Raw genomic sequence first — 13,671 nt, 5'->3', positions numbered from 1 at the left:
GGGAGACCTCATATGCGCAGCAGACTCTGGATACGGCCGGTCCTGGCGGCGGTCGCGGCGGCGACGCTGGCGGGCTGCGGCCTCGGCGACCCGGGCGCCTCCGACGGCGCGGGCTCGCCGGTCGACGGCGAGGTGAAGGGCAAGGTGTCGATCCAGACCTGGGCCCTGAAGCCGAAGTTCACCACGTACATGGAGGGCGTGATCGACGCCTTCGAGAAGAAGCATCCCGGGGTCGAGGTCCAGTGGCTCGACCAGCCCGGCGAGGGATACTCGGAGAAGGTGCTCAGCCAGGCGGCCGGCGGCACCCTGCCCGACGTCGTCAACCTGCCGCCGGACTTCGCGCTGCCGCTGGTCAAGCAGAACATGCTGCTCGACGTCGCCGGCGCCGATCCGAAGCTGGCGGAGGAGTACGTGCAGGGTGGCCTGGAGGCGTACCGCTTCGGTGGCCGGAAGGGCACGTACGGGTACCCCTGGTACCTCAACACCGACGTCAACTACTGGAACGCCGAGCTGCTCACCCGCTTCGGCCTGGACCCGAAGAAGCCCCCGACGAACCTGGACGAACTGATCACGGCCGCGCGCACGGTCAAGGCGAAGTCCGGCGGCGGGACATACCTGATGAGCCGCAAGCCGGGCCTGATGGACTTCGCCAACGCCGGGGTGAAGCTGATGTCCGACGACGGGACCCGCTTCACGTTCAACACCCCCGAGGCCGCGGCGCTGCTCGACAAGTACCGCGCCGCCTTCAAGGAGGGGCTGCTGCCCAAGGACGTGCTGACCGAGACGTACGCGGGGAACGCCAAGCTCTTCAACTCCGGCACGGCCGCCTGGACCACCGGCGGCGCCAACCACATCGGCAGCATCGTCACCGACAACCCGACCCTGGCTCCGAAGGTCGTCTCCTCCCCCGCGATGGGCACGCCGCCGCTGTACGTCCAGGGCCTGTCGGTCGCCAAGGCGACGAATAACGCCGCCGCCGCGGTGGCGCTCGCCCGCTGGGTGACGAACGCCCCGAACCAGGCCGCGTTCGCGCACCTGACGAGCATCTTCCCGTCCACGAAGGCCTCGGCCACGGACCCGTTCTTCAGCAAGAGCGACGGCACCAACGCCGGCGACGCGAAGGTCACCGCGTTCACCTCGCTCGCCACGGCGAAGATGCTGCAGCCGGTGCAGGCCAACGACGCGATCAACACCGTCGTCAACCAGCAGATCGCCCTGGCGATCAGCGGCCAGGCCGAGTCCCGTAAGGCCCTGGACACGGCTGTGTCGCGGGCCGACGCTCTGCTCAAGGGCTGAGGGACGGAACGGATGACCCACCGGCGCTGGTTCACTCCCTGGCTGCTCGCCGGGCCGGCCGTGGTCTGGCTGCTCGTGTTCAACCTCTGGCCCGCCGTCAACACGGTGATCCTCTCGTTCACCAACGCCAAGCCCCTCGGCGGCGGGCGCTTCACCGGCCTGGAGAACTACGAACGCGCGCTCACCGACGAGCAGTTGACCGACGCACTGATCAACAGCATCGTCTATCTGCTGGTCTGTCTGCCGCTGCTCACCCTGCTGCCGCTGTTGCTGGCGCTGCTGGTGGAGAAGAAGCTGCCCGGCATCACCTTCTTCCGCACCGCGTTCTACACCCCGGTCGTCGCCTCCGCCGTGGTGGTGGGCCTCATCTGGGGCTGGGTGCTGGACGACCGGGGTCTGGTCAACGGCCTGCTCGGGCAGCTCGGGCTCGCGGACCGCCCGGTCTCCTTCCTGACCGACCGCTGGCTGCTGCTGTTCAGCGCGATCGCCCTGACGGTGTGGAAAGGCCTCGGCTACTACATGGTGATCTACCTGTCCGCCCTCGGGAACGTCGGCCGCGAACTCCACGAGGCCGCGGCCGTCGACGGCGCGTCCGCCGTCCGCCGGTTCTGGCATGTCACGCTGCCCGGCGTGCGGCCCGCGATGATGCTGATCTCCGTGCTGATCTCGGTCTCCGCGCTGCGCGTCTTCTCCGAGCTGTACGTGCTGTCCAACGGCACCGGCGGCCCGGGCGGCCGTGACATGTCCGTGGTGATGTTGATCCAGATGTACAGCCGCGGCTTCACCGGTCACATCGGCTACGCCTCCGCCCTCAGCCTGCTGCTCTTCGTCATCACCATCGGGCCGATGCTGCTGCTGGCCCGGCTGAACCGGAAGGCGGCCTGACCATGCCCGCACGGGGATTCGGCACACCCGCGCCGGCCGGGAAGGCGGCGCGCTATCTGCTCCTGGTGCTGGTGCTGCTGCTCACCATCGGCCCGTTCCTGTGGCAGCTGTCCACCTCCCTCAAGGGCCCGGGCGAGGACGTGTACTCCCGCGTCCCGGCGTTCCTGCCCGAGGACCTGACCTTCTCCAACTACGCCAAGGTCGCCGAGACCATCCCGGTGTGGACGTACGCGGCGAACTCGCTCACGGTGGCCGCGGTCGCGGTGTTCGGCAACGCGGTCGGCGCGACCCTGGCCGGCTTCGCGCTGTCCAAGCTGCGGTTCCGCGGCGTGCGGCTGGTGACCGGCCTGTTCCTGGCCACCCTGGTGCTGCCCGGGGAGGTCACGATCGTCTCGCAGTACGTGACCGTCCGCAGCCTGGGCCTGACCGACACGCTCACCGGCGTGGCGCTGCCCGGGGCGATCGCGATGCTGAACGTGCTGCTGATGTACACGGCGTTCCAGGCCGTGCCGCCTGACCTGGACGCGGCCGCCCTTGTCGACGGCGCGAACGTGTGGCAGCGGCTGGTGCACGTGGGGCTGCCGAACGTCCGGGGCATGCTCAGCGTGGTCGTGATCTTCACGTTCATCGGTGCGTGGGACGACTTCCTGTGGCCGCTGATCGTGCTGAGCGACCCGGACCGCTACACGCTCACCGTCGGACTCCAGTACCTCAACGGCACGTTCAGCGCCAATCCCCGGCTGATCGCCGCCGGCACCATGATCGCCTTCCTGCCGATCGTGATCGTGTTCGCCTCTCTCCAGCGGTTCTTCTTCAAGGGCGTCGAAGAGGGCGCGATCAAAGGATGAGCACCGGACCGTACGAGCCGTCGGGCTCGGGAAAGGACCCACTGCCGCGCATGACTGCTCCCACCGACGCCGCTGCCCCGCGTTTCGGCGTCAACTACACGCCCAGCAGGGGCTGGTTCCACCACTGGCTCGACTTCGACCTCGACGACGTCCGCGCCGACCTGGACTCGATCGCCGCCCTCGGGCTCGACCACGTCCGGGTCTTCCCGCTCTGGCCGCTGTTCCAGCCCAACCGCGCGCTGATCCGGCCGCGCGCGGTGGAACAGCTGGTGCAGCTCGCGGACGCCGCCGCCGAACGGGGCCTGGACGTCGCGGTCGACGGCCTGCAGGGCCACCTGTCCAGCTTCGACTTCCAGCCGTCGTGGACGGTGAGCTGGCACCGGCGGAACATGTTCACCGACCCGGACGTGCTCGACGGCCAGGCCGCGTATCTGCGCACGCTCGCCTCGGCCCTCGCGGACCGGCCGACCTTCCTCGGCATGACCCTGGGCAACGAGATCAACCAGTTCTCCGGCGACCCGCACCCCGACCCGGACCGGATCACCCCGGACCAGGCCGAACGCTGGCTGCGCCGGATGCTGGACGCCTGCGAGCAGGGCGCGCCCGGGCGGCTGCATCTGCACGCGGAGTACGACGCCTCCTGGTACGCCGACGACCACCCGTTCACCCCGGCGCACGCGGCCCGCCTCGGCGCGGCGACGGCCGTGCACTCCTGGGTCTTCAACGGCACCGCCCAGCGCTACGGTTCGGACTCCACGGCGACCGGGCAGCACGCCGCGTACATGATCGAGCTGTCGAAGGCCTGGGCCGAGGACCCGCACCGCCCGGTCTGGCTGCAGGAGGTCGGCGCGCCCGCGCCGCACATCCCGGCGGACCGGGCCGCCGCCTTCACGCGGACGACGGTCGCCGCGGCGCTCGACTGCCCGGATGTGTGGGGCGTGACCTGGTGGTGCTCCCACGACGTCGACCGGGCACTCGCCGACTTCCCCGAACTGGAGTACACCCTGGGCCTGCTGGCCAACGACCGGACGGTGAAGCCCGCCGGGCGGGAGATCGCCCGCATCGTCGCGGAGGCGCGCGCCGGGGGATTTCGGTCCGCGGCCCCGCGGACCACCGCGCTCGTCGTCGACCTGCCCGACGACGCGGCCGAGCGGTCGGCGTGCGGCCCCGGCGGAGCAGTGTTCGAGGCATTCATGCGGCTGGCGGCGGACGGGGTCCGGCCGACGACCGTGCTCGCCGGGCGCGCCGTGGACCGTGCGCATCTGGCCGCGCGGGGTATCACTGAGCTCGTCACGGTCGACGAGGCCGGAGTCGGCCGATCTACGCCTCCCGCTTCCCGATCCGCCTCCTGAATTCTTCCTCCTGAATCCTTCGTCCTGCGCCCGCCTCCATCCGCCCTCGTCCCACGGAGCGTCCGCCATGCACAGTGACCGCAATCTGATCGAGTCCCGTCTCAAGCGCGTCCTCGAGGAGCGCATCCGCCCCGCCGTGTACCCCGAGTCGGTTCCGATGGAGGTCGGGATCTGGACCGCCCCGGACGAACCGGTGCCCGTCGCCGAGGGCATCGCCGCCCCGCGCACGCCGATCTCCGTCGGCGCCCGGTGGGGCGCCCCCTGGGGCACCAGTTGGCTGACGGTCTCGGGCGTCGTGCCGGACGCGTGGGCGGGCCGGACCGTCGAGGCGCTGATCGACCTGGGCTTCGACAAGAACATGCCCGGCTTCCAGTGCGAGGGCCTGGTGTACCGGGGCGACGGCAGCCCGGTGAAGGGGCTGCATCCGCGCAACCAGTGGGTGCGGGTGGCCTCGCCCGCGATCGGCGGCGAGGAGGTGCTGCTGCATGTGGAGGCCGCGTCCAACCCGGTGGTCCTGGACTACCACCCGTTCGTGCCGACGGAGCTGGGCGAGAAGGAGACCGCGGGCAGCGAGCCGCAGTACCGCCTCGAGCGGATGGATCTGGCCGTCTTCGACGAGACGGTGTGGCAGCTGGTCCTGGATCTGGAGGTGCTGGGCGAGCTGATGGCCGAGCTGCCGGTGGAGGGCGCCCGCCGCTGGGACGTCCTGCGGGCGGTCGACCGGGCACTGGACGCGATCGACCTCCAGGACGTCAACGGCACCGCCGCGGCGGCCCGGGCGGAGCTCGCCGGGGTGCTGGCGACGCCGGCCGAGCCGTCGGCACACCGGATCAGCGCGGTCGGCCACGCCCATATCGACTCGGCCTGGCTGTGGCCGCTGCGCGAGACGGTCCGCAAGGTGGCGCGCACGACCGCCAACATGACGGCGCTCCTGGAGGAGGAGCCGGACTTCGTCTACACGATGTCGCAGGCGCAGCAGTACGCGTGGATCAAGGAGCACCGGCCGGAGGTGTACGCGCGGGTCAAGAAGGCCGTCGCGGAGGGCCGGTTCGTGCCGGCGGGCGGGATGTGGGTGGAGTCGGACACGAACATGCCGGGCTCGGAGGCGATGGCCCGTCAGTTCGTGCACGGCAAGCGGTTCTTCATGGACGAGTTCGGGGTGGAGAACACCGAGGCGTGGCTGCCGGACACCTTCGGCTTCGCGGGCGGGCTGCCGCAGATCATCAAGGCGGCGGGGTCCCACCGGCTGCTGACCCAGAAGATCTCGTGGAGCCAGGTGAACAGCTTCCCGCACCACACCTTCTGGTGGGAGGGCATCGACGGGACGCGGATCTTCACCCACTTCCCGCCGATCGACACCTACAACTGCTCGATGCAGGGCCGGGAGATCGCGCACGCGGTGCGCAACTTCAAGGACAAGGGGCGGGCGCGGCATTCGATCGCGCCGACCGGCTGGGGCGACGGCGGGGGCGGCACCACCCGCGAGATGATCGGGAAGGCGGCCCGGCTGCGGGACCTGGAGGGCTCGGCGCGGGTGCGCTGGGAGCGGCCGGCCGAGTTCTTCGCCCGTGCGGAGGCCGAGTACCCGGACGCGCCGGTGTGGGTCGGGGAGCTGTATCTGGAGCTGCACCGAGCGACGCTGACGAGCCAGGCGCGGACCAAGCAGGGCAACCGGGCGAGCGAGAACCTGCTGCGGGAGGCCGAGCTGTGGGCGGCGACGGCCGCGGTGCGGGCCGGGTTCCCGTACCCGTACGAGCAGCTGGACCGGATCTGGAAGACGGTGCTGCTGCACCAGTTCCACGACATCCTGCCCGGTTCGTCGATCGCCTGGGTGCACCGCGAGGCGGAGCGGACGTACGCGGCGGTCGCCGAGGAGCTCACCGGGATCGTCGAGGCGGCGCAGCGGGCACTGGCCGGCGACGGGTCCGGGGGCGGCGAGGTGGTGTTCAACGCCGCCCCGCACGCGCGGGCCGGGGTGCCGGCCGGGGGCGCGCGGCCGGCCGGCGCGGAGCCGGGGGGCGAGGCCTGCGCGGTACGGCCCCGGGAGGGCGGCGGGTTCGTCCTGGGCAACGGGCTGCTGCGGGTCGAGGTCGACGGGCGGGGTCTTGTGGTCTCGGTGCGGGACCTCGCCTCGGGGCGGGAGACGGTCGCGCCGGGACGGGCGGCGAACCTGCTGCAGGTCCACCCCGACTTCCCGAACATGTGGGACGCGTGGGACGTCGACGCGTTCTACCGGAACACCGTCACCGATCTGACGGACGCCGACGACGTGGCGGTGGCCGTCGACTCGCCGCAGTCCGTGTCGGTGCGGGTGACGCGGTCCTTCGGTGCGTCGCGGGCGGTGCAGACGCTCACGCTGGCCGTCGGCGCGCGGCGGCTCGACCTGGACACCGAGGTCGACTGGCAGGAGACGGAGAAGTTCCTGAAGGCCGCGTTCCCGCTGGACCTGCACGCCGACCGGTATGCGGCCGAGACTCAGTTCGGCCACCTGTACCGGCCGACGCACACCAACACCAGTTGGGAGGCCGCCAAGTTCGAGGCGTGCAACCACCGGTTCGTGCACCTGGAGGAGCCCGGCTGGGGCGTCGGCCTGGTGACCGCGTCCACGTACGGGCACGACCTCACGCGGACGGTGCGGCCCGACGACGGCGGCACGACGACCACCGTACGCGTCTCCCTGCTGCGCGCGCCGCGCTTCCCGGACCCGCACACCGACCAGGGCGTGCACCGCTTCCGGCACGCCCTCGCGCCGGGCGCGACGGTCGGCGACGCGGTGGCCGAGGGCTACCGGATCAACCTGCCGGAGCGCCGGGTCGCCGGTGACGCCGAGGTGGAGCCGCTGGTGTCGGTCGACCATGCGGCCGTGGTGGTCAGCGCGGTCAAGCTCGCGGACGACGGCAGCGGCGACGTGGTCGTCCGGGTGTACGAGGCGCACGGCGGCCGGGTCGCGGCCCGGCTGACGCCCGCGTTCGCGCACGCGGGGGTCCAGGTCTGCGACCTGCTGGAGCGGCCGCTCGCCGAGGAGACCGAGGAGGTGGCCGAGCCGGCGCGGGGCGGCGGCGTGGCGCTGCGGCTGCGCCCGTTCGAGCTGCGCACACTGCGGTTCGTGCGTCCCGTCGGGTGATGCCGCGCCCCGTGCGGCGGCGCGCCCGCCGCACGGGGCAGGTTCGGGGCGGAACCCGGGTGCGCTACGCCCGACCTGGAATCGAGTGCGGGCAGACAGCCCTGGCCGGTGGACCGGAGGGCGGGCTGTCAGGCAACCGGCCCAGCTCCGCGAGCGCCCGGGGCGAAGGCCTGGTGGGCTGTACTGGGAGATCTCCGGTGCCTTCACATCCGGACTCCCGGAGCGTATGGAGGAGGATTCCGTGCCGGACTCAACGACGTCGTACGCCGACCTGCGCGCCCTGGTGATCAACTGCACCCTGAAACGTTCCCCAGAGCGCAGCCATACACAGGGGCTGATCGACATCAGCACCGGGATCATGGAGCGCCAGGGCGTGCAGGTCGAGGTGCTCAGGGCGGTGGACATCGACATCGCGACCGGTGTCTGGCCGGACATGACGGAGCACGGGTGGGAGACGGACGAGTGGCCGGTGATCTACTCGCAGGTGATGGCCGCCGACATCCTGACCCTAGCGGGGCCTGTGTGGCTGGGAGATAACTCCTCGGTCATGAAGAAGGTGATCGAGCGTCTGTACGCCTGCTCGTCGATCCTCAACGAGCGCGGCCAGTACGCCTACTACGGTCGTGTGGGCGGCTGCCTGATCACCGGCAACGAGGACGGCGCCAAGCACTGCGCGATGAACGTCCTCTACAGCCTCCAGCACCTCGGATACGTCATTCCGCCGCAGGCGGACGCGGGCTGGGTCGGCGAGGCCGGCCCGGGTCCGTCGTATCTCGACCCCGGCTCCGGCGGGCCGGACAACGACTTCACGAACCGCAACGCGACCTTCATGACCTGGAACCAGCTCCACCTGGCGAGGATGCTCAAGGACACCGGTGGCATCCCCGCCCACGGAAACCAGCGCTCCGAGTGGGACGCCGGCTGCCGGTTCGACTTCGAGAACCCCGAACACCGTTGAGTGCGGGCCGGAACGGTCGGAGGTCCGGTGGAAGTCGGCTCAGGATCAAGCAGGTCCGTCCCGCGGCAGTGCCCGCGCCGACGGCGGCCTCAGCCTGACGTCCTGCCGCGAGGCCGCGCCGACAGCTTCCGTCCCGTGCACCATCAGTGCACGGCACTGAAGATCCGCGCACCCGCCCATACCCCGGTGGCCGGCACGGAGAACAGGCGAAGGTCGATCCCGGTCCGCCTGCATGGCATGGAGTTCAGGTGGGGTGGCCGCGGACAGGGCCGGAACAGCTCGTATGAAGCCTGTCGAGTGTGTCGGGGCCCGGGCGGCTCGCTGGTCCAGTTCGGCAGGAGCGCATGTGGCTGCCGGTCGCCACTCTCTCAGCCTTGTTCGTCGCTCCCGCGGCGCCGACGGAGCGCTCGCTCGGTGATTTCGCTGGAGAGCTTGCCGGTCGCCGACCTGGCCCGGCCGAGGGTCTCGGTGCCGAGACGCCGGGCTGCGTCGATGTTCTCCGCACCCTTCTCCAGCGCTTTGTCCCTCACCTCCACGGCAGCCTCCTTCCAGCGCCGCGCCTCAAGCGACTCCTGACCGCGCTCGATCCCGAGCCGCCCATGGAAGTCGACGACGGCGACCTCGACGTGGTTGCGCGCGTGCACCACCTCGCGGGACGTGGTCGGGTGCAGCAGCACCTTCGCGTTGGCCGTGCGGGCGGCCGTGTGCATCCTGGCCACCAAACGTTCGGTGCATTCCGAGATGAGATCCATCCGGTTCTTCCGGGCGACCCGAAGCCCGAGGCGGTGCTGGTCCAGCTCGTGCGGAGTCGTCTCCCGCACCCGGTCGAGTTCGAGCACGGCAAAGGCGTCCTGGAGCTGGAAGCAGTGCGCCAGAACGGCGAGCCACTCCCGGGCCTTGGACTCGATCTCCTTGGACGCCTTGGCGAGGTCACCGACCTTGCTCTTGCGCTCCGTCTTCTCCGCGAGCGCGTCGAGCTGGCGCAGCGCGTACGCCTGGGTATCTGCGATCGTCGTGGATGTGTTCTGCACCTTCGACCACGTGACCTCGGAAATCCTGCCCACCTGCTCCCGGATGGTGATGGCCTCCTTGAGTACGAAGTCCACCCCGATCATCCGCGCCAGCGCCTGGTCCTCCTGGGCGCGGAGCACGTCGTCCACCTTCTCGTCGATCGTGGCGAGGTAGTCGGCGATCTCGTCCATGGCCTGTTGCATCGCCAGCTGTGCCATGACCGTCGCGATGTTGGCCAGCTGGGCCGGGTTGCCCTTGAGCGGTCCCGCCCCCTTCGCGAACTCAACGAACCCGTCGATCTGGCCCTTGGGCCCCTTCAGCACGCCTGTTTCCAGACCCGTCGTCGCGCTTTTCCTCAGCCCGACCTTGTCGATGCGCTGCGCGGACTCCTTGGTCACCTTCAGCCAGAGACCCGAGTCGGCAGCGATGTTGGAACCCGTCTGCGCGATTCCTGCCGCGCCACCGAGGGCGGACCCGAGCCGGCGCGTTCCGGGGCCCTTCGACGGCAGTCCCTCAGAGAGGAGGAAACGTTCGACCGTCGCTTGATTCCCGATGATCGCCAGGCCATCGCTGTCCCTGATCAGCTGAATCTCGTCGTCCATGGCCGGCTCCTTACGTGGCTCTTCCCAAATGAGGTGTGGTTCGGGGCGTGACGCGGGCGGGCGTGTCGGAGGCTGGGTGGAGGTCAAAATCCTCCGAGGTTGAAAGTTCTCACATCGCCGGATCCTGCAGGTAGCCGTAGAGGCGGGCGTGGGCCTTCATGATGGCGGTGTCGGTGGCCGAGCCGCCCTGGAAGGCTGCGAAATACGCGGTGACGAAGGCATCCATCTCGGCTTCCACCAGGAGCTGATAGGCCATCACCTCGCGTTCGCGGTCGAACAGCAGGTCTGGATCGGTGGGCTCGCTGACCGACGCCTCGTAGTACTGCTGGAAAGCCTGCTCGACGTCCTCGGGCCGGTTGGCGAAGAGCGGAAGCACGACGCGATAGCCGGCGGCGTGCAGGCGATGCGCGAGGCGCCGGTATAGCGCGAGGCGGTCGTCACCTCCTCCCGGATCGGGGCGAGCCCGACCCCCCGCGACAGCCGGTGACGCGGGTCCGGCGGAGGGCCGCTTCGACCCGCGGGCCCCGCAGGGCGCTCACTCACCGGGCCTCCGCACCGGTACCCGTTCCAGTGTCCTGGCCGCCGGGACGGCCGGAGGGTCCCTTCGGGGTGCTTTTCGGCCCGGGTCCCGGCGGCGGCCCGCGGAGTGCCGCCCGAGCCAGAGGAGGAAGCCGCCCGTGACGGCCGGGAGTGGTGACCCGGTTCCGGGGCGCGTCACTCTTATCGTGGGGCATCAGTAACCGAGGTCGGCGCCGAGGCGGGCAGCACATGAGGAATCCGCAGATCGACTACGGGGCGGTCTTCCATGCGCTGCCCGGCATGGTGGCTCTGCTCACTCCCGACCTGCTGTACGCGGACGCCAACGAGGACTTCCTCCGGCTCGCGGGGCGCAGCCGCGACCAGCTGGTGGGCCGCTACATCTTCGACGTCTTCCCCGAGCACCCCGACGAACCGGCCGCGGCCGGCATGCGGGAGACCCGGGAGTCGATGCTGCGCGTGGTGGCCTCCGGCGAGCGCGACACCATGGCGCTGTTGCGGTACGACATCGAGGACACCGATCGGCCCGGCCGCTGGGTGGAGCACTTCTGGAGCCCGGTCAACGCACCCGTGTTCGGCTCGGACGGGAGCGTGGTGCTGATCGTGCACCGGGTGGAGGAGGTCACCGAACTCATCCGCGCCCGCGGCGGCCCGGGCGGAGGCGTGCACGCAAGCGTTCTGGAGGCCGAGCTCTACACCCGCGCCCGTGAACTGCAGGACATCAACGAACGCCTGCGCCAGTCGCAGGCGCGTGACCGTGAGGTCGCCCTGGCCCTGCAGGCGGCGATGCTGCCCGCCCCCACGCCGGTCGGCCATCACCCGGTAGCCGTCCGCTACCAGCCCGCCGCCGGCGCCCTGAACGTGTGCGGCGACTGGTACGACCTGGTCGACCTGCCCGGTGACCGCATCGCGGTCGCCGTCGGCGACGTCGTCGGCCACGGCCTGGAGGCGGCCTGCGTCATGGGGCAGCTGCGCAGCGCGCTGAGCGCCGCCGCCCGTGTCGCCGATGGTCCGGCCCGGGCTTTGGAAGCCCTCGGGCTGTACGCCCGCAGTGTCGAGGGGGCCGAGTCGACCACTGTGGTGAAGACCTTCATCGACTGGGGCGCCCACACCATCACGTACAGCAGCGCGGGCCATCCCCCACCGGCCCTGCTCGACCCCGACGGCACGGTGACCTTTCTCGACCAGGCGACCGATCCACCACTGGGCGCGCGCCCCGAGCACGTCCCCCGACCGGAGGACAGCAGGGCGTTCACCGACGGCGCCACCCTGGTCCTGTACACCGACGGCCTGATCGAACGCCGCACGGAGGACATCGACACCGGCCTGGGCCGCCTCGCCGCCTCCCTCACCCGGCATGGACGAGCGGGACCGGAGGACCTGGCCGACGCCCTCCTCGCCGACCTGCTCCCGCCCGACGGCGCCACCGACGACACGGCGCTGGTCGTCCTCCGCCTGTGATCCGCACCGTAGGAGGACGGGTGCGCAGTCCCGATGTGACGCGGCGGCGCCGGCGGGCAAGACGCTGCTGCCCGCCGGCTGGTAGCGGCGGTGCACGGATACGTCCATGGACGAGCCCTGCGTTGCTCCGCCTCGGCGTGTCCGTCTGAGAAGCGGTCTCCGGCGCTGTTTGAATCGGCAGATGACCAAAAGTGATGACATGACCCTTTTCGGTAACCGATTCTTGACCGTGCCCGCTCCCTCGGAGACTTTCCCCGAGGAGGGCATGTCCGCGACGGATGCGATGAGGCTCGTGGATGTGGATCTCGCCATGGAGGGTGACCCGCAGCGCAACCTCGCCACGTTTGTCACCACGTGGATGGAGCCGGAGGCGCAACGGCTGATCGCCGAGAATCTCCACCGCAATTTCATCGACCACGCGGAATACCCGATCTCCGCCGAGATCGAGCAGCGGTGCGTGCGCATGCTCGCCGACCTCTTCAACGCGCCGGGCAGGACCACCGGATGCCGGACCCAGGGCTCGTCCGAGGCGATCATGCTCGGTGCGCTGTCGCTGAAGTGGAAGTGGCGGGCGCGCCGCCAGGCCGCCAATCTGTCCGTCGACCGCCCGAACCTGGTCTTCGGCGGGGACGTCCATGTCGTGTGGGAGAAGTTCTGCCGCTACTTCGACGTCGAGCCGCGGATCGTGCCGCTTGCCGAGGACAAGTACACGATCGGCCCGGAAGACGTGGAACCTCACCTCGACGAGAACACGATCGGCGTCGTCGCAGTCCTCGGTACCACGTTCACCGGCCACAAGGACGACGTCGTCGGGATCGACAAGCTCCTGCGGGACATCCGCAAGGAGCGAGACCTCGACATCCCGATCCACGTCGATGGCGCCAGCGGTGCCTTCGTGTGGCCCTTCCTCTACCCGGACTCGAAATGGGACTTCCAGCTGGAGCAGGTCCGTTCGATCAACGTCTCGGGACACAAGTACGGCCTGGTCTATCCCGGCATCGGCTGGCTGATCTTCCGCGAGGAGTCCGACCTGCCCAAGGATCTCGTGTTCCAGGAGAACTACTTGGGCAAGACCGACGCGACGTTCACGCTGAACTTCTCCACCGGCGCGTCGATGGTGCTCGCGCAGTACTACAACTTCGTCCGGCTCGGCCGCCAGGGCTACACATACGTCATGAAGATGATGCAGGAGAACGCCCACGTGCTGGCGGACAACCTGCGTAGCAGCGGCCGCTTCGAAGTGATCGGGAGGGACCTCGAGCAGCTGCCGCTGGTCGCCTTCCGCCTCGCCGGCAAGCACGCGTACGACGAGTCCGACGTCGCCTGGCAACTCGCGGCGGAGCGGGGCTGGATGGTGCCCGCGTACACGCTCCCGCCCAACGCGGAGCGGGTGAAGATCATGCGTGCCCTGGTCAAGGAGACCCTGAGCCGCGAGCAGATCGATCGCCTGAGTCAGGACATCGCCGACGCGTGTCGCACGTTGGACGACAAGGGTCCGACCCATGGGACCGAGCGGGCCCAGGTCAAGCGCGGCACCGGCTACTGATGCGCTCCGCCCCGGGTGCACGCCTGTCGGATACCTGAACGATGCGGTGAC

General features: G+C 70.1%; 10 protein-coding genes. 8 read left to right on the top strand and 2 right to left on the bottom strand.

Going from position 1 to position 13,671, the window contains the following annotated elements; all coding sequences use genetic code 11:
• Window positions 1–12 precede the first annotated feature (12 nt).
• The 6 genes from VIU94_RS09830 to VIU94_RS09805 all read left to right on the top strand — a co-directional run bounded on the left by VIU94_RS09830 (window position 13) and on the right by VIU94_RS09805 (window position 8,463).
• On the top strand, window positions 13–1,296 hold the full coding sequence (locus VIU94_RS09830) for an ABC transporter substrate-binding protein (RefSeq protein WP_331909723.1): 1,284 nt from the start codon (window positions 13–15) through the stop codon (window positions 1,294–1,296).
• 12 nt (window positions 1,297–1,308) lie between these two features.
• Window positions 1,309–2,181, top strand: coding sequence for a carbohydrate ABC transporter permease (locus VIU94_RS09825; RefSeq protein WP_331909721.1), 873 nt, complete (start codon window positions 1,309–1,311; stop codon window positions 2,179–2,181).
• A gap of 2 nt (window positions 2,182–2,183) precedes the next feature.
• A complete protein-coding gene (locus VIU94_RS09820) occupies window positions 2,184–3,029 on the top strand; it encodes a carbohydrate ABC transporter permease (RefSeq protein ID WP_331909719.1) in 846 nt (281 codons plus the stop codon).
• Between the two features lie 50 nt (window positions 3,030–3,079).
• On the top strand, window positions 3,080–4,381 hold the full coding sequence (locus VIU94_RS09815) for a glycoside hydrolase 5 family protein (RefSeq protein ID WP_331909717.1): 1,302 nt from the start codon (window positions 3,080–3,082) through the stop codon (window positions 4,379–4,381).
• 67 nt (window positions 4,382–4,448) lie between these two features.
• Entirely contained in the window at window positions 4,449–7,505 is a 3,057-nt protein-coding gene (locus VIU94_RS09810) for an alpha-mannosidase (protein WP_331909716.1), read from the top strand.
• 241 nt (window positions 7,506–7,746) lie between these two features.
• Window positions 7,747–8,463, top strand: coding sequence for a flavodoxin family protein (locus VIU94_RS09805; protein ID WP_414720920.1), 717 nt, complete (start codon window positions 7,747–7,749; stop codon window positions 8,461–8,463).
• Window positions 8,464–8,831: 368 nt separating this feature from the next.
• Here VIU94_RS09805 and VIU94_RS09800 read toward each other — a convergent pair whose 3' ends face one another.
• On the bottom strand, window positions 8,832–10,076 hold the full coding sequence (locus VIU94_RS09800; protein WP_331909712.1) for a hypothetical protein: 1,245 nt from the start codon (window positions 10,074–10,076) through the stop codon (window positions 8,832–8,834).
• 109 nt (window positions 10,077–10,185) lie between these two features.
• On the bottom strand, window positions 10,186–10,452 hold the full coding sequence (locus tag VIU94_RS09795) for a hypothetical protein (protein WP_331909710.1): 267 nt from the start codon (window positions 10,450–10,452) through the stop codon (window positions 10,186–10,188).
• 392 nt (window positions 10,453–10,844) lie between these two features.
• Between VIU94_RS09795 and VIU94_RS09790 the strand changes: the two genes are divergently transcribed.
• Both VIU94_RS09790 and gad read left to right on the top strand, forming a co-directional pair.
• Complete coding sequence (locus VIU94_RS09790; RefSeq protein WP_331909708.1) at window positions 10,845–12,074, top strand: PP2C family protein-serine/threonine phosphatase; 1,230 nt, start codon at window positions 10,845–10,847, stop codon at window positions 12,072–12,074.
• Window positions 12,075–12,255: 181 nt separating this feature from the next.
• The gene (gene gad, locus VIU94_RS09785) at window positions 12,256–13,620 is read left to right on the top strand and encodes a glutamate decarboxylase (RefSeq protein WP_331909706.1); all 1,365 of its coding nucleotides are present in this window, start codon (window positions 12,256–12,258) and stop codon (window positions 13,618–13,620) included.
• Window positions 13,621–13,671 lie beyond the last annotated feature (51 nt).

It is taken from the genome of Streptomyces sp. (genome assembly GCF_036566765.1).
Classification (GTDB): domain Bacteria; phylum Actinomycetota; class Actinomycetes; order Streptomycetales; family Streptomycetaceae; genus Streptomyces.
This window is presented reverse-complemented; position numbering and strand designations above follow the sequence as displayed.